The 15,722-nt window shown below is 51.6% G+C and carries 16 protein-coding genes; 13 read left to right on the top strand and 3 right to left on the bottom strand.

Translation table 11 applies throughout. The features are described from left to right. Positions 1 to 89 precede the first annotated feature (89 nt). The 13 genes from ACKQAD_RS02650 (at position 90) to ACKQAD_RS02710 (ending at position 12,280) form a co-directional block, all read left to right on the top strand. The gene (locus ACKQAD_RS02650) at positions 90 to 1,835 is read left to right on the top strand and encodes an alkaline phosphatase (RefSeq protein WP_409158715.1); all 1,746 of its coding nucleotides are present in this window, start codon (positions 90 to 92) and stop codon (positions 1,833 to 1,835) included. A gap of 12 nt (positions 1,836 to 1,847) precedes the next feature. Beyond that, positions 1,848 to 2,327: a hypothetical protein gene (locus tag ACKQAD_RS02655; protein ID WP_409158716.1), complete on the top strand. Its 480-nt coding sequence runs from the start codon at positions 1,848 to 1,850 to the stop codon at positions 2,325 to 2,327. Positions 2,328 to 2,335: 8 nt separating this feature from the next. Beyond that, positions 2,336 to 3,028: an ABC transporter ATP-binding protein gene (locus tag ACKQAD_RS02660; protein ID WP_409158717.1), complete on the top strand. Its 693-nt coding sequence runs from the start codon at positions 2,336 to 2,338 to the stop codon at positions 3,026 to 3,028. Next, complete coding sequence (locus tag ACKQAD_RS02665; RefSeq protein ID WP_409158718.1) at positions 3,025 to 4,479, top strand: FtsX-like permease family protein; 1,455 nt, start codon at positions 3,025 to 3,027, stop codon at positions 4,477 to 4,479. The genes ACKQAD_RS02660 and ACKQAD_RS02665 overlap by 4 nt, the downstream gene beginning before the upstream one ends. A gap of 386 nt (positions 4,480 to 4,865) precedes the next feature. Further along, the gene (gene carR / locus ACKQAD_RS02670; RefSeq protein ID WP_409158719.1) at positions 4,866 to 5,600 is read left to right on the top strand and encodes a carbapenem biosynthesis transcriptional regulator CarR; all 735 of its coding nucleotides are present in this window, start codon (positions 4,866 to 4,868) and stop codon (positions 5,598 to 5,600) included. Between the two features lie 180 nt (positions 5,601 to 5,780). Further along, complete coding sequence (carA, locus tag ACKQAD_RS02675; RefSeq protein ID WP_409158720.1) at positions 5,781 to 7,283, top strand: carbapenam-3-carboxylate synthase; 1,503 nt, start codon at positions 5,781 to 5,783, stop codon at positions 7,281 to 7,283. 11 nt (positions 7,284 to 7,294) lie between these two features. After that, positions 7,295 to 8,047 (top strand): carboxymethylproline synthase, encoded by a 753-nt coding sequence (gene carB, locus ACKQAD_RS02680; RefSeq protein ID WP_409158721.1) that lies wholly within the window; start codon positions 7,295 to 7,297, stop codon positions 8,045 to 8,047. Between the two features lie 14 nt (positions 8,048 to 8,061). Further along, positions 8,062 to 8,883: a TauD/TfdA dioxygenase family protein gene (locus ACKQAD_RS02685; protein WP_409158722.1), complete on the top strand. Its 822-nt coding sequence runs from the start codon at positions 8,062 to 8,064 to the stop codon at positions 8,881 to 8,883. 54 nt (positions 8,884 to 8,937) lie between these two features. After that, positions 8,938 to 10,068, top strand: a complete 1,131-nt coding sequence (gene carD, locus ACKQAD_RS02690; RefSeq protein ID WP_409158723.1) for a carbapenem biosynthesis protein CarD — start codon at positions 8,938 to 8,940, stop codon at positions 10,066 to 10,068. Further along, entirely contained in the window at positions 10,068 to 10,346 is a 279-nt protein-coding gene (locus ACKQAD_RS02695) for a 2Fe-2S iron-sulfur cluster-binding protein (protein ID WP_409158725.1), read from the top strand. The genes carD and ACKQAD_RS02695 overlap by 1 nt, the downstream gene beginning before the upstream one ends. After that, positions 10,340 to 11,206, top strand: a complete 867-nt coding sequence (locus tag ACKQAD_RS02700; protein WP_409158726.1) for a formylglycine-generating enzyme family protein — start codon at positions 10,340 to 10,342, stop codon at positions 11,204 to 11,206. The genes ACKQAD_RS02695 and ACKQAD_RS02700 overlap by 7 nt, the downstream gene beginning before the upstream one ends. After that, on the top strand, positions 11,196 to 11,729 hold the full coding sequence (locus ACKQAD_RS02705; RefSeq protein WP_409158727.1) for a carbapenem self-resistance protein CarG family protein: 534 nt from the start codon (positions 11,196 to 11,198) through the stop codon (positions 11,727 to 11,729). The genes ACKQAD_RS02700 and ACKQAD_RS02705 overlap by 11 nt, the downstream gene beginning before the upstream one ends. Beyond that, complete coding sequence (locus tag ACKQAD_RS02710; protein WP_409158728.1) at positions 11,726 to 12,280, top strand: SEN1982 family lipoprotein; 555 nt, start codon at positions 11,726 to 11,728, stop codon at positions 12,278 to 12,280. The genes ACKQAD_RS02705 and ACKQAD_RS02710 overlap by 4 nt, the downstream gene beginning before the upstream one ends. 91 nt (positions 12,281 to 12,371) lie before the next feature. On the opposite strand, the gene ACKQAD_RS02715 is transcribed toward ACKQAD_RS02710, so the two are convergent. From ACKQAD_RS02715 to kdgT, 3 genes are all read right to left on the bottom strand, one after another. Then, entirely contained in the window at positions 12,372 to 13,421 is a 1,050-nt protein-coding gene (locus tag ACKQAD_RS02715; RefSeq protein ID WP_409158729.1) for an asparaginase, read from the bottom strand. Positions 13,422 to 13,721: 300 nt separating this feature from the next. After that, positions 13,722 to 14,558 carry a 5-dehydro-4-deoxy-D-glucuronate isomerase gene (gene kduI, locus ACKQAD_RS02720; protein WP_409158730.1) on the bottom strand — a complete coding sequence of 279 codons (837 nt, stop codon included), beginning with the start codon at positions 14,556 to 14,558 and terminating at the stop codon, positions 13,722 to 13,724. Between the two features lie 12 nt (positions 14,559 to 14,570). Next, positions 14,571 to 15,527 carry a 2-keto-3-deoxygluconate transporter gene (gene kdgT, locus ACKQAD_RS02725; protein ID WP_409158731.1) on the bottom strand — a complete coding sequence of 319 codons (957 nt, stop codon included), beginning with the start codon at positions 15,525 to 15,527 and terminating at the stop codon, positions 14,571 to 14,573. Positions 15,528 to 15,722 lie beyond the last annotated feature (195 nt).

The raw sequence follows: 15,722 nt of genomic DNA on the forward strand, positions 1-15,722 counted from the left end.
AGTGAAATAATTTATGGTGAAATTCATCAAACTGTAAAAAAAGGTAACTACGTTATGTCCTGCTAAATGACGCAACCAAGGACATAACAATGAAAGCTCGCTGGTTACTGCCTTTACTGATTTCTGCTGCTTTACCGGGGATGGTGCAGGCTCAGGCTATTTATCCTATTGACCGCGCCACCATGCTAGCGGGCGGGAAATTCGATTTTAAAGTCGAGTTTGATGAAGTACTTAAGCCACAAGACGTTCGTATTCTGATTAACGGCAAAGATTACCAGCAGGTGCTGGGCAAAACGGCGTCGTTTGTTGAGCGTGAAGATGGCGGCAACGCTTCCACGATCTGGCTGCGAGACGTGAGCTTGCCGGAAGCGGGCAAGTATGTGGTAGAGGCGGAAGCCAAAGGTAAAAAGGCGCAAGTGAACTGGGAGGTTTATCAGGCGTCCGGTACGCGTAAAGCGAAAAACGTGATTCTGTTCATCGGCGATGGCCTGTCTGTTGCGCACCGCACAGGCGCACGCATCCTGTCCAAAGGGGTGACGGAAGGCAAGGCAACTGGTCGTCTGGCGATCGATGACCTGCAATATATGGCGTTTGCCGGTACGTCCAGTACCGACTCTATCGCGGCCGACAGCGCCAACACCATGAGCGCCTACATGACCGGTCACAAATCCGGCGTGAACGCGCTGGGTGTGTACGTCAGTCGTAGCAAAAATTCACTGGAACACCCGAAGCAGGAAACGCTGGGTGAGTTGCTGACCCGTTCTACCAAGATGTCTGTTGGCGTCGTCAGCGATGCTGAACTTCAGGACGCCACACCAGCGGCAGTCGTTTCTCATACTCGCCGTCGTGCGGATAAAGCCGAGATCGTCGAGATGTTCTACAACGTGCAGCCTACGGTCATGCTGGGCGGCGGTTCTGCTTACTTCCTGCCGAAAAGTACGCCGGGCTCAAAGCGTAAAGATGAAATCAACTACGTTGAGAAATTCCAGCAGGCTGGCTACTCACTGGTGACCGATGCGGATTCGCTGAAGAAAAACGCGGCGCAGGCCACCAAACTGCTGGGACTGTTCCACACTGGCAATATGGATGGTGTGATGGATCGTCGTTTCCTGAAAAACGATGTGGCCAAGAAATTCCCTAACCAGCCTGACCTGACGGACATGACGCAGGCGGCGCTGGATGTGCTGTCCAAAAACAAAGACGGCTTCTTCCTGATGGTGGAATCCGCGCTGATCGACAAAGCCTCGCACCCGTTGGATTGGGAGCGCGCTTTCACGAACACCATTATGCTGGATCAGTCTGTGGCCATCGCGAAGAAATTCGCCGAGAAAAACCCGGATACGATGATCATCGTGACGGGCGATCATACGCACGGTCTGTCTATCATCGGTACGGTGGATGACAACAAGCCGGGCACCGAAATGCGCGAGAAAGTCGGCGTGTATGAAGATGCGGGCTACCCGAACTATCAGGATGCCAACAAAGACGGTTACCCCGATGACCTGAACGTCTCCAAACGTCTGGCGGTGTTCTTCAATAATTTCCCTGACTATTACGAAACGTTCCGTCCGAAGCTGGATAGCCAGTTCGTTCCTGCTATCAAGAACGAAAAAGATGAATACGTTGCCAACAAAGCCTACGAGAAAGTGGAGGGGGCGGTATTCCGCGAAGGGATTCTGCCACGCTCTTCCGATACGGGCGTTCATGCGGTTGACGATATGGTGATTCAAGCTAGCGGCCCTGGCGCAGAGCGCATTCGTGGCTACATGGAAAACACCGATCTGTTCCGGGTCATTGTTGATGCACTGGCGGTAAAACCGCAGGACAAAAAGTAATCCGACAACGCGATGAATAATGCGAAATGTGGCAAAGCGGGGGAAACCCCGCTTTTATTCGCCTGGCTGCGTGCGGTACTGGTGCTCCTCCTTCTCGGAGGTATTGCGCCGGTGAAAGCCGCACAGTCTGAACTTTCCTTCGAGAAGCTGTATGCCTCTTACGGCGTGCTGGGTCTGGAATTCTCCAATGACGTCAAGGCGCTTTCCGGTAAACGGGTAACGATGCGCGGCTTTATGGCGCCGCCGCTTAAGGCGGAGTCACAATTCTTTGTCTTAACCAAAATGCCGATGGCGCTGTGCCCTTTCTGTTCGTCTGATGCGGACTGGCCCGAAGATATTGTTGTCGTCTATCTCGCCAAACGTCAGACCTTCGTACAGAACAACACCATGATTGAGGTGGAAGGCGTGCTGGAACACGGATCGTGGACCGATCCTGAAACGGGTTTCGTCAGCCTGCTGCGGCTGCGTGAAGCCACGTTCGATACCCTTTAGGAGCGCTGATGGCGGAGTTATTGATTCAACACCTGAGTGTGACCTTCCCCGATACGTCCGAGGCTGTGCTGGATATTCCTGCGCTGTCTATTCGTTCTGGCGAGCGGGTTGCGGTGATGGGGCCTTCCGGTTCAGGCAAAACCACGCTGGTGAATGCCATCACCGGGATGGACCACAGCGGAACAGGCTGTGTGCAGTGGGAAAAGCAGGATATCTGGCAGATGAGCGAAGCGGAACGCGACCGCTGGCGGGCAGAACATATCGGGCTGGTGATGCAGGATTTCCATCTGTTCCCCGGTCTGAATGCGCTGGAAAATGTCTTACTGCCCGCGCAGTTTCACCACTGGCGGATACCCGCGTCGCTCAAACAGCGGGCAGCGGATTTGCTGGCGCAGGTAGGGCTGGATACCGCAAAACGCCCGATCGACGTGCTATCACGCGGCGAGAAGCAGCGGGTCGCCGTGGCGAGAGCGTTGCTCAGCAAGCCAGATATTATCGTCGCCGATGAACCAACAGCCAGCCTGGACGCGCAGAGCGGCGAGCAGATTTCCGATCTGTTGGTGACGCTGGCACGAGACAGTCGTGCCACGCTGATTGCGATTACGCACGATGCGCGTCTGGCCTCGCAGATGTCGCGCTGTATTCAACTGGAAAAAGGACGCCTTGTGGCGGACACGCTGTCTCAGGAGGTTCGTGCATGATTCCATGGCGTCTTATCTGGGTCGACTGGCGTCGGCTCTGGCCGGGTGTGCTGGTCGTGGTGTTGCTGATCGCGATGGCGACAGCGTTAAGTATTTCGGTGAGTTTGCAGGAAAGAGCGCTGCGCATGGGCAGTGCCAAAGCCGCTGACCGTTTCGATCTGGTGATCGGCGCGCCGGGGAGTGAAACCCAGCTCGTGCTGTCATCCGTGTTCCTGCAACCGTCTGCGCTGACGCTGATCCCCGCTCAAGTGCTAGCTGATTTGGAGAAAAATCCGCTGGTAGCATGGGCAGCACCGGTCGCGTTCGGTGATTTCTATCAGGGGATGCCGATCGTCGGAACCACAGCACCGCTGGTGACGGATAACGGTAAGCGTCAGCTTGCCTCAGGCCGCATGTTTGACGACGGCTTTGAAGCCGTGGTGGGCGCACAAACGGGACTGACGATAGGGAGTACATTTAGCCCGATTCACGGCCAGGTGGGAACGGAAGGGGCGCATGCGCACGATGACGTCACCTACACTGTAGTCGGTGTGTTGCCTGCTGACGGCAGCGCGTGGGATAAAGCGATTTTGGTACCAGTGAACGCGGTGTGGCGAGTGCATGGCATCCATCCACCGCATGGTGCGGACGATGCGCATCACGATGATCACGACCATGATGATCATTCTCATGATAGCCACGCCCATGATGAACATGAGGGTGAACATCGCGGACATGATCATGATGACGCCGCGCATGCGGAAGGTGATCACCATGCCGATGAACATCACCATGAAGCGCATTCAGTGGAAAGCGATGAACATCATGCCGATGCCGATGCCGATGCCGATGCCGATGCCGATGCCGCTCAACCAGTCACGGATTCACACGATGACGAGCACGGCGAAGCAGAAGCGCATGGACACGCGCATCAGGCGGGCTTGCCCGCTATCGTCGTTAAACCGAAAACGATCGCGGGTGCCTATCAGTTGCGGTCGCTGTATCGCAGCAACACGACGCTGGCGGTGTTCCCCGGCGAAGTGCTAGTGAAGCTTTACTCGATGTTGGGCGATATTCGTGAACTCCTGACGTATATCTCGCTGGGTACACAGGGATTAGTGGGCGTTGCGGTGGCGATGGTGGCGGTGATCCACCTGCGGCAACGGCAGAAACAGATCGGCGCACTGCGCGCCTTTGGTGCACCACGCTATGGCATTTTCACGCTGATTTGGAGCGGACTGATGTCGCTGGTCAGCGTTGGCGTGCTGCTGGGCGTCGGCTTGGGCTATCTTGCCGCACGTGCGATCGCGGTAGTGATGAGCGAGAAAAGCGGCTTTGTCCTGCCGGTAACACTGGAATGGGAAGACATCCATTTCGTCCTGCTCTTGTTGCTGGTTGCCGCTGTCGTACTCACCATCCCCGCGATGCTGTCTTACCGCCAATCACCTGCCACGGCGTTGCGCGGGGAATAAGTCGCTACGCTAACCGTATTCGCATCGGACGTGTCGTTTCTGCGTCCGATGCTCTCTTTTCTCCTCACCGGTTAACACCTTCCGATTCCCATAATCAGTAAATGGTCTGCGTCTCTAAGGTATTATGGCCTGGGGGCAGTAACGCACAGCAATCCGGTTACTACCATTTATTTGTTGTAAATAATATTACGAATAATAGTAATCCTATTAATTATTGTTGCGTCAGGTCATGTATATAAAATGTTGACTATTTGTATGGTAGTTGATAACTTTTCGCCTTGATAAATATTAGTGATTATATCTGATATAACTAAAAATAATTATATTTTACTCTGAGGGAAACAGTGTTTTTTAATGTTTTAGCAAAGTCGGTAAGAGAGGGTAATATGGATCATGAAATCCATTCTTTTATAAAAAGGAAGTTGAAAGGGGTCGGTGATGTATGGTTTTCTTATTTTATGATGAGTAAAAACGCTACCAGCCAACCTTATATTATTTCAAATTATCCAGAAACGTGGATGAAGGAATATATAAAAAAAGAGATGTTTCTGAGTGACCCTATAATTGTTTCCTCATTAGCGCGTATCACGCCGTTTTCCTGGGATGATAACGATCTTGTGACGCTAAGAGCCAAGAATCAGGATGTCTTTATTTCTTCTGTACAGCACGATATAAGTTCAGGTTATACCTTTGTTTTGCACGATCATGATAATAATGTGGCGACGCTGAGTATAGCTAACCATTTGGACGATGCGAATTTCGAAAAATGCATGAAGAATTATGAAAATGATTTGCAGATGTTGCTTGTGAACGTACATGAAAAAGTGATGGCCTATCAGCGAGCTATCAACGATCAAGATAAACCCCCCGATAATTCAAGAAATGCCTTACTCTTCCCGCGTGAAACCGAAGTGCTTTTCCTGGTGAGTAGTGGACGAACTTACAAAGAAGTTTCTCGTATATTAGGTATTAGTGAGGTCACCGTTAAGTTCCATATTAACAACTCAGTCCGCAAATTGGATGTTATCAATTCCCGCCATGCTATAACTAAAGCACTTGAGTTAAATCTTTTCCATTCCCCTTGTGAACCTGCAATGATGAGGCATATGGACGCCCGTTAGCATGTATTCATCATTGCCAATAGGGAGGAGCCTATCCAAAAGAATAGTTACTCCCTATCTAAAAGAAACACATTAGCTGAACTTTTACACGGTTAATATTTATCTTTGCCTTTTCTATGATACGTGACGAATTCAAACGTTGTTTTCTCTCATGTTGTTATTAAGGTAAGGGTTATTACTGTGAGCAATAGTTTTTGCGTTGTTTATAAAGGTTCTGATGCCGATATAAATACTCTCCAACGCGACTTCGACGGAAAGGGCGAAGCATTATCTAATGGCTATCTTTTTATCGAACAGAATGGCCATTATCAGAAGTGTGAGATGGAAAGAGGGCCGGCCTACCTGATAGGGTCGCTGTACAATCGGACATGTCTGATCGGATTGGTCGGCGTGTGGGAGGGCGAGGCTTATCTGGCTAATGATGCCGAACTGCTGGCGTTGCTGTTCACGCGTCTGGGTGCGAATGCACTGGCGCTGGCTGAAGGTGACTTCTGTTTTTTCATTGATGAACCAAACGGCGAATTGACGGTGATTACCGAGTCGCGTGGTTTCTCACCGGTTCATGTCGTACAGGGCAAAAAAACCTGGATGACCAATAGCCTGAAGTTGGTTACTGCGGTAGAAGGTGAAGACGCGCTGTGGTTTGAAGAAGAGGCGTTGGTGTGCCAGTCGCTGATGCGGGCGGATACCTATACGCCGGTGAAAAATGCGCAGCGTCTTAAACCGGGTGCGGTGCATGTCCTTACACACGATAGCGAAGGTTATCCTTTTGTTGAAAGCCGCACGCTGACCACTCCAGCCAGCAACCAATTGCTAGCGCTCCCGCGTGAACCGCTGCTGGCATTGATTGAGCGCTACCTGAATGCGCCGCTTGAGGATTTAGCGCCGCGCTTTGATACCGTGGGGATTCCATTGTCCGGCGGTCTGGATTCCAGCCTGGTAACGGCGCTCGCCAGTCGTCATTTCAAGCAGTTGAATACGTATTCGATTGGTACGGAACTCAGCAATGAGTTTGAGTTTTCTCAGCAGGTTGCTGATGCACTCGGCACGCACCATCAGGTGAAAATTCTGTCCGAAACCGAGGTGATCAACGGCATCATCGAATCCATCTATTACAACGAAATATTTGACGGCTTATCTGCTGAAATCCAATCCGGGTTGTTCAATGTCTATCGTCAAGCGCAGGGACAGGTGTCTTGCATGCTCACCGGATACGGTTCCGACCTGCTCTTTGGCGGCATACTGAAACCGGGAGCGCATTATGACAACCCGAATCAACTGCTTGCCGAGCAAGTGTATCGGACGCGTTGGACGGGGGAGTTTGCCACCCACGGCGCTTCCCGTTACGGCATTGATATTCGCCACCCCTTCTGGAGCCATTCCTTAATCTCGCTGTGTCATGCGCTACATCCTGATTACAAAATTTTCGACAACGAAGTCAAAAACATCCTGCGTGAATACGCTGATTCTCTGCAATTGCTGCCGAAAGACATTGTCTGGCGCAAGAAAATCGGCATTCACGAAGGTTCCTCCGTTAATCAGGCCTTTGCGAATGTTCTCGGGTCAACGGTGGATAACTACCAGACCAAAAGTCGCTTTACCTACCGTGTTTATCAAGCCTTCCTCCGTGGCCGACTCGCCATTACAGATGTGACGCCATCTCAGCTTAAAGAACTGATTTAAAAGGACTAACTATGGTTTTGGAAGAAAATACCGGTGAGGTTCGGGTGATCACGCTGGATCATCCGAACAAACATAACCCCTTTAGTCGTTCGCTGGAAAACAGTGTGAAGGACGCGCTGGCGCGAGCCAATGCCGACGACAGCGTGCAAGCTGTCGTAGTGTATGGCGGGGCAGCGCGTTCCTTTTCCGCTGGCGGAGATTTCAACGAAGTTAAGCTGCTATCACGCAGCGAGGACATCGAAGAGTGGATTGACCGCGTGATTGATTTGTATCAGGCCGTCCTGAATGTGAATAAACCAACGATCGCGGCGGTGGATGGTTATGCGATTGGTATGGGGTTCCAGTTCGCTCTGATGTTTGACCAGCGACTGATGGCGTCGACAGCAAATTTTGTGATGCCGGAGCTTAAGCATGGTATCGGGTGCTCGGTTGGCGCCGCCATCCTGGGATTCACCCACGGATTTAGCACAATGCAGGAAATCATCTACCAGTGCCAGTCGCTCGATGCTCCACGCTGTGTGGACTATCGGCTGGTTAATCAGGTGGTGGAGAGCAGTGCGCTGCTGGATGCCGCGATCACACAGGCGCACGTGATGGCCGGCTACCCGGCTTCTGCATTCATTAATACGAAGCGAGCGGTCAACAAGCCGTTCATCCATCTACTGGAACAAACCCGTGACGCTTCCAAAGCTGTCCATAAAGCAGCGTTCCAGGCTCGTGACGCTCAGGGACATTTCAAAAATGTGCTTGGCAAAAAATACTGAGGATAAGGAAGAAAATGAGCGAAATAGTGAAGTTTAATCCGATCATGCCGTCCGGTTTTGGCGCGTATATCGATCATCGGGACTTTCTGGAAGCCAAGACCGAAACGATTAAAAACTTACTGATGCGTCAGGGATTTGTCGTGGTCAAAAATCTCGACATCGATGGTGACACATTCCGCGATATCTACTCGGCTTATGGAACGATCGTGGAGTATGCGGATGAAAAGATCGGCGTGGGCTTCGGCTATCGCGATACGTTGAAGCTGGAGGGGGAAAAAGGAAAAATCGTTACCGGGCGTGGTCAGCTTCCTTTCCACGCTGACGGTGGCCTGCTGCTGTCACAGGTGGATCAGGTCTTCCTCTACGCGGCTGAGATTAAAAACGTCAAATTCCGTGGAGCGACGACGGTATGTGACCATGCTCTGGCCTGTCAGGAAATGCCGGCTCACCTACTGCGCGTACTGGAAGAGGAAACGTTCGAAGTTCGTGTGCTGGAACGGGGCTATTACGTGGATGTTTCTCCGGACGGTTGGTTCAAGGTGCCAGTCTTCACCGATTTGGGATGGGTCAGAAAGATGCTGATTTATTTCCCATTTGACGAAGGACAACCAGCTAGCTGGGAGCCGCGGATTGTCGGTTTCACCGATCATGAAACCCATGCATTCTTCCAGGAACTCGGGGCGTTTTTAAAACAGCCACGCTACTACTACAAACACTTCTGGGAAGATGGTGACCTGCTGATTATGGACAACCGTCGTGTCATTCATGAGCGTGAAGAGTTTAACGATGACGACATCGTACGTCGTCTGTATCGCGGACAAACCGCCGATATCTAACTCTCATGATTCCGGCGCGAAAACGTGCCGGATTGATATGGATCTGGAACCATCATGCCTAACGATCTTTACGCTATCTACCATCGTTACACGTCAAGGACCCTGTTTTTTAAATACTGTGCGACAGCAACGCTAACGCACAGGCTGACACGTCGGCTGTCGCTTTTTACGTTGAAAAAGTGCCTTGCCCGGCCACGGGGACGCCTTTTCTCTTTGGTTAACAGCATTTATTTTGGCGGAGAAACGCTGGAGGAGGTTCAGAGTACAGCAACTTTTTTGGCGCGCTCTGGCATTGCTTGTGTGTTGGACTATGCAGTGGAAGGGGAAAATGACGAGACGCAGTTCGATAAGGCGATGGAAAATACGCTACGCCTTATCGAGATGTCGCAGCAAACGGATAGCCTGCCTTTTGTCGTGATCAAACCGTCTTCGCTGGGTAGTGTTGCCGTGTATGCCCGGCAAAGTGAAGGGCTCACGCTGGATGAGGCATCCGCCAGCGCATGGTCACGTATCGTCGCGCGTTTCTCACGTCTGTTCGATTATGCTCGCTCTCATGGTGTGCGTGTGATGGTTGATGCGGAGCAGACCGCGATTCAGCCGGCAGTGGATCGTTTGGTTCTGGACATGATGTGTGAATTCAACCGCGATAGCGCGGTAATCACCCTGACGCTGCAATTTTATCTAAAGGATCAACTGCGTTTTCTCGACGAGTGCTACCAGCGAGCCTGTCAGGATAATTTCCTGCTCGGCGTGAAAGTCGTGCGCGGTGCTTATCTCGAAGATGAGAAACGCGTGAACGGGGGCATACGCTGTTTTGCAACCAAACAGGAAACGGATCGTAGTTATAATGCGGCGGTGGATTACATCGCACCGCGTCTGGATCGAATCGCCCCGTTTTTCGCCACGCACAACGAGGAAAGTCTCGCTTTGATTATGGCGAGTGACTCGCTACGAGCGGAACGCACCTGGGTAGGCCAGCTTTACGGGCTGGGCGATCATATTACTTATTCGCTGCTGCAAACGGGTTTCCGCGTTTGTAAATACCTGCCTTACGGTCCGCTTGATAAGTCGTTGCCCTATTTACTCCGCAGGATTGAAGAGAACGCGGTTGCCTCAGCAACCTTCAAAAAGGAAAATAAACTCTTGCAGAAGGAGTTGCTGCGCCGTCTCGTAGGAGGGATGTAATGTCAAAGTTTCAGTGTCATATTCGCGATACGGCTATCGATTTTCCCATGTCAGAGAATGAAAGCGTGCTCAGTTCTGCCTATGAAGCGGGTGTCGAACTGCCTTATCGCTGTGCTTCTGGTTACTGCGGTGTATGCAAAGTACGGCTGACGTCCGGCAGCGTCAACATGGATCATTCTGGTGGCATCTCACGTAAAGATATCGCTGATGGTTACATTCTGCCTTGCTGCTCCGTGCCACTGTCTAACATCGAAATTGAACCTGTATCGTCATGCTGAAGAAAACGCTAATCGTTGGACTATTCTGCGCCTTTCCCCTCTTAGTGGCTCAAGCAGAGAATGCTGTTCCCGATGAGGTGGTGGTTAAAGGGGGCAATTTCTATGTTGGGTCGGTCTTCGGCTCGGAAGACTATGCCGCCCATACCAACACGTCTGTTGCATCTTTTGCCATGACGAAAACGGAAATCACCTATCAGCAATACCATGCTTTGCTGGAGTGGGCTGATGCGCACGGTTATCAGCTCAGCGGTGGTTGTAACGGCGCGACCTTTGAAGATTGTTTGCCGCCTGAACAGGACGGCGGCCTTCATCCTGTCACCAATGTGTCGTGGTGGGATGCGGTGATTTTCGCTAATGCGCTGAGTGAACGGGAACGGCTGCCGCCTTACTACCTGACAGCAGACGGCAAAACGCTACAGCGTGCGCCGGATGATGGCAGTGAAAAAGCCATACGTGAGAATCCGCAGGCTTCGGGTTACCGTTTGCCAACGCTGGCAGAATGGCAAATTGCGGCCAGAGGTGGCAGCAAGGGACTGGCGCAAGGGACGTACGGACAGCGCTATGCCGGGAGTGAACATCCTGAGCGTGTGGCGCAGTTTCCCTCTGACTCATCCTCGTTTGGCACGGTGCCGGTGGCATCGAAGCGTCCCAACGCTCTGGGGCTTTACGACATGAGCGGTAATGTATCCGAATGGCTGAATGAGTCTTATGCCGTAGAGGGTGGCAAAACGATGTACTACTTTTGCGGTGGAAGTTATCTGGAACGGACGCACAGTCTTGCAAGCTGCGATCTGCACACGCCCGGTTTTTTTATGCCAGATATTGGCTTCCGATTAGTAAGGACACGTGATGTTAAATAAATTTGTAGGATGGCTGGCGCTCTGCGCGATCAGCAATACGGCTGCGGCGCTGTCTCCAGTGGTGTTGAAAGACGGTATTAATCGGGTGGATCTTAATCAGGACGGTGGGAAAGATTATGTCGTCGTCGCCCAGTTTGATAACAATACCTCACACCCTAATCTCGGGATGACTTTTTTTGTCCGCCGTCCAGACGGTGGGCATAGCATTATGCCGGTAGCCAACAGTAATACCTTTACCTGGTTCGACTATCGTCTGTCCGCTGCGGCGGATTTTCTGGTGCAGGATAATCGGCTATTTCTGTCTGGAAAGCATTACTTTCTGGTGACGGCAAGGAAGCAGGGGGAAAATGTCTTTGATCCCACAAAAGTCATTTTAACCATTTACGACTTTAAAGCCTCACGGGACGATCCCGGTGTGCCGCTCTATGAATGGTCGGAGCGCAAGCGTGTGATCACGCAACAGTCCTACCAATCGGTCGATGAGGCCTACAAGGAAGTGAATGAGGCGATGCTGGCAAAATGAAAATATCGGTATTAATCGCATTCGGACTATTGTCGCCTCTTACGGCGTGGGCGCAGCTCAGTGAGCAGGATTACCAGCAACGCGTACAGGAGTTTTTTGATGCGGAGCCGCCGCTGTGTCTGGGCGAGAAACTGTGGCCGGTTCATAGTCCTAAAGGGGATTCACCCTGGAACAGTGGACGTTTACACGCGCTGGTGGAAGCGGGGTTGACACACGTGACGCCTGAAGGAACAGGCAAGGTCTATCGGTTATCGCCTGTCGGTGAGAAGAATTGGCGTCAACATGGCGACCTGTGCTACGGCCGTATGCAGGTGAGCCGCATTGAGAAAATCGATCGTGTGAATCAGGAGCTGACGGTGGTGTATTTCACCTATCATCTGGCACCGTTGGAAAGTTGGGCTCATAATCGTTCGTTACGCTTTGCCTTTAGCGAGTTGGATAATCTTGTCGGTGGAATGGAAACCACGCGCTATTCCGCCACGATTCGTGAGACGTTAGGCGGGGCGGCTAAATTGCAGGATTACCCCGTACCGGTAGAGCTGGATTACTAATGCGGTCATCGCGAAAATAATACCTGATTTTGCAAAGGTATCCCGACCGCTTCACGTGACGGGATACCGCTGATTACGGCTGACTTTGCGATTACTGCTCGAAATAGGTACGGATTTTCTCGATGTCGTCGCCGTTCGATAATGCCAACGAAAGCAGAATGCGTGCTTTTTGCGGGTTGTAGAATCCGCTGCCGATAGCGCCGTCTTTCTTCTTATCGGTGACATAGCCGTTGCCAGTGCGCGTGCTCATTATCACCGGAATGCCTTTTGCGACCGCTTTCTTAATGTCTTCTTTAACGCGAGTGGGCGTAGAGCCGTTACCGCTACCCGCGATAATGATGCCTTTCGCGCCCTGTTCAATGGCGGCATTCAGCAGGCCGCTGTCTTGATCCTGATAGCTGTACAAAATGTCGACCTTCGCCAGCGATTCCTTATTGCTTACGTCAAAGAATGGCTTGTTTTCCGGGGCGGCTGGCTGGTAAAAGAAGCGCGGCACGCCGCCGTAGAATGCGCCCAGATAGCCTTGTTCATTGGCTTTGAACGTGTCCAGCGACGTGGAATTGGTTTTGGTGGTGTAGAAGGCGGAGCCGATGCGATCGTTGAGCAACACCATGGCACCGCGTTTTTCTGCGTTCTTGCTCGTCGCCAACGTCACTGCTTCCAGCAGGTTCATGGAGCCGTCTGCGCTGATAGCCGTGGCGGGACGCATTGCGCCGACGATAACCACCGGTTTTTCACTTTTTACCGTCAGATCCAAAAAGAACGCCGTCTCTTCCAGCGTGTCAGTACCGTGAGTCACGACGACGCCGTGCGTGTTGGCATCGCTTAACTGCTTGTTAATTGCTTTGGAGAGCTTCAACAGGATGGCCTGGTCGATATTTCCGCTGGCAGTGTTGGCGATTTGCTCGCCGGTTACCGTTGCGACATCACCAATCGCTGGCACAGCGTTCAGCAACTCCTGAATGCCGATCGCACCCGCCTGATAACCTGTCGTGGCGGTATTGGAGGCCGCTTTTCCGGCGATGGTGCCGCCGGTGGCGTATATCGTGACGCCCGGTTTGGCGTCATCGGCCAACAGCGCATGAGACGATAGCATCAGGCAAGCGGCGGTAATGGTGCGGGCGATGGATGAGAGTTGCATTGCAGGTCCTTATTGTTGTCATAGTAGAGTAAGGACAGAAGCAACTTCTATACCAATGTTTACTCATCTGTTAGTCAGCTAATCAATTGCAGCGAGTCTTTGGTTTGGTGCACGGTGTGGGGCGTTGGCGGCGGTATTGCACTGAAATGGTGAGCGCGGTGGCCGTGAAGAGGATGAGAGGGGCGAACTGTGTCGATAACCTTGAAGGAGGTCCTTCGGCCTCTTACCGACGCTATAAAAAACAGGGTGAATAGGGTTCACCCTGTTACATCTTCCTCTATCGGCATAACGCCAGAGGGATTAGCGTAAATCCAACATCGCGATATGATCCATATCGTCAAACGTTAGGTTTTCGCCGATCATGCCCCAGATGAAGGCATAGTTTTTCGTGCCGACACCGGTGTGAATCGACCAACTGGGGGAGATCACCGCCTGCTCGTTATGCATCACCAGATGGCGCGTTTCATGCGGTTCACCCATCATGTGGAAGATAATGGTGTCTTCCGCCATATCAAAATAGAAGTACACTTCCATTCTGCGCTCATGGGTATGCGTCGGCATGGAGTTCCAGTTGCTGCCTTCCGCCAGACGCGTTAATCCCATGCTCAACTGGCAGGTGTCCACCACTTCCGGCACCAGATATTTGCAAATCGTTCGCTTGTTGCAGGTTTTCACATCGCCCAGCGGTGCTTTGATCGCGTCATCCTGCGTAATGATGCGTGTCGGGTAAACGGCATGCGCCGGAGCGCTGTTATAATACAGTTTGGCTGGCTTGGCTTTGTCCAGGCTGCTGAATGCTAAGGCTTTAGCGCCTTTTCCAACATACAACGCCTCCTCATTGCCAACCTGATAGCTTGTACCGTCGATGACGATTTTTGCCGGGCCACCGATATTGATGAGCCCCAACTCGCGCCGCTCAAGAAAATAGTTCACGCCAAACTGTTTGCCGATACCGTCATCAAACGTGATCTCGCCATCCACCGGCATAATTCCGCCCACCACAATACGGTCGATGTGGCTGTAAGTCATGGTGTAGTGGTTTGGCGTAAATATCTGCTCAATCAGAAATTTCTTTCTCAGTTCAGTGGTATCAAGCGTTTTCGCATGTTCACTGTGTACACTTTGCCGTACGTCCATTTTGTTACCTTTTTATGCGTGTTTAGGTGAAAAGCGTTTTGCCCATAATGCCGTGATGATGGGCACCAATACTGATGTCACGATCACACTGGTGGCGACGAGCGCGGTTGCCTGCTGAGCGACCGGCGCGAATTCCGGCGCCATATTCGCGATGAGCAAAGGTGTGGCGACCGCAGCCCCTGCGCTGCTGGAGGCGGCCACACCTGCGGTTCCATTGCCTCCGCCGATAAATTTATCGGCGATAATCAATGGAATACCGGTGACAACAATGACTAATACGCCGAGGAAGATTCCTGCGAAGCCAGTCTGGAGGATCACGGCCAAATTAATGGTGTTGCCCAACGCAAAAGCGAAAAAAGGAATCAGGGTTTGTACCGAATTACCGAACAGCTTTCTCAAGTCCGGATCGAGATTTCCCAGCACAAAACCAATCAGGAAAGGCAGGACGGCACCCACAAAGAGCTGAGGTTCAAAGGTGGCGATACCGCTGGCACCCAGAATGACCATGGTCATCAATGGGCCGGATTCGAGAGACATCAGGACGAAGGCGCCTGCCTCTTCTTTCGAACCGTATTGGTTCATCAATGCGGCATACAAACCACCGTTTGTCATGTCCATTGCCGCGACCAGCGCCAGCACGGAGATCCCAGCCAGTAAGCCGTTTTGGATGCCATCCCCCGGCAAGAATGTGCCTGCGATCAGGGCCACAACCCAGGCGGTGGCGATTTTTGTGATCACCAGAACGCCTGATTTTCTCAACATGGTTCCCGTTGCTTTAAATTCAATGGACGCGCCCATGCAGAAAAACCAGACGGCCAGAATAGGAATGGTGCCGGTAATCAGGCCGTTACTGAAAGACCCTAAGTATTTCCCAGCCCCTGGGGTAAAAGTATTACAGAGCGCTCCCAAAAAGAGCGGCACCAGCATTAATCCCCCAGGGATTTTATCAATAGCTTGTTTGATTTTCATAACAGACCTCATTTAAAAATAAAAAGATATTCAGCCCGCTTTCAGTGAAAGCAGATGGGTTATTTGTATAAAGTAATAAATAAGGGGAATAAAACACCGAGGTGTTATTATTCGATTTCATTAATGAGTGAAAATGATTGTCCCCATTATAAAATTGATAATGAATAGTATTCTTTTTTGATATTTATGGCTATT

Origin of the sequence: Pectobacterium artocarpous, assembly GCF_046159765.1 — a bacterium.
Classification (GTDB): Bacteria; Pseudomonadota; Gammaproteobacteria; order Enterobacterales; family Enterobacteriaceae; genus Pectobacterium.

Bases quoted from the DNA above. Each gene is read 5' to 3' on its own strand.
- kduI (WP_409158730.1), bottom strand. From the start codon at position 14,558: ATGGACGTACGGCAAAGTGTACACAGTGAACATGCGAAAACGCTTGAT.
- ACKQAD_RS02650 (WP_409158715.1), top strand. From the start codon at position 90: ATGAAAGCTCGCTGGTTACTGCCTTTACTGATTTCTGCTGCTTTACCG.
- ACKQAD_RS02685 (WP_409158722.1), top strand. From the start codon at position 8,062: ATGAGCGAAATAGTGAAGTTTAATCCGATCATGCCGTCCGGTTTTGGC.
- ACKQAD_RS02660 (WP_409158717.1), top strand. From the start codon at position 2,336: ATGGCGGAGTTATTGATTCAACACCTGAGTGTGACCTTCCCCGATACG.
- ACKQAD_RS02715 (WP_409158729.1), bottom strand. From the start codon at position 13,421: ATGCAACTCTCATCCATCGCCCGCACCATTACCGCCGCTTGCCTGATG.
- ACKQAD_RS02665 (WP_409158718.1), top strand. From the start codon at position 3,025: ATGATTCCATGGCGTCTTATCTGGGTCGACTGGCGTCGGCTCTGGCCG.
- ACKQAD_RS02700 (WP_409158726.1), top strand. From the start codon at position 10,340: ATGCTGAAGAAAACGCTAATCGTTGGACTATTCTGCGCCTTTCCCCTC.
- kdgT (WP_409158731.1), bottom strand. From the start codon at position 15,527: ATGAAAATCAAACAAGCTATTGATAAAATCCCTGGGGGATTAATGCTG.
- ACKQAD_RS02705 (WP_409158727.1), top strand. From the start codon at position 11,196: ATGTTAAATAAATTTGTAGGATGGCTGGCGCTCTGCGCGATCAGCAAT.
- ACKQAD_RS02695 (WP_409158725.1), top strand. From the start codon at position 10,068: ATGTCAAAGTTTCAGTGTCATATTCGCGATACGGCTATCGATTTTCCC.
- carD (WP_409158723.1), top strand. From the start codon at position 8,938: ATGCCTAACGATCTTTACGCTATCTACCATCGTTACACGTCAAGGACC.
- carB (WP_409158721.1), top strand. From the start codon at position 7,295: ATGGTTTTGGAAGAAAATACCGGTGAGGTTCGGGTGATCACGCTGGAT.
- ACKQAD_RS02655 (WP_409158716.1), top strand. From the start codon at position 1,848: ATGAATAATGCGAAATGTGGCAAAGCGGGGGAAACCCCGCTTTTATTC.
- carR (WP_409158719.1), top strand. From the start codon at position 4,866: ATGGATCATGAAATCCATTCTTTTATAAAAAGGAAGTTGAAAGGGGTC.
- ACKQAD_RS02710 (WP_409158728.1), top strand. From the start codon at position 11,726: ATGAAAATATCGGTATTAATCGCATTCGGACTATTGTCGCCTCTTACG.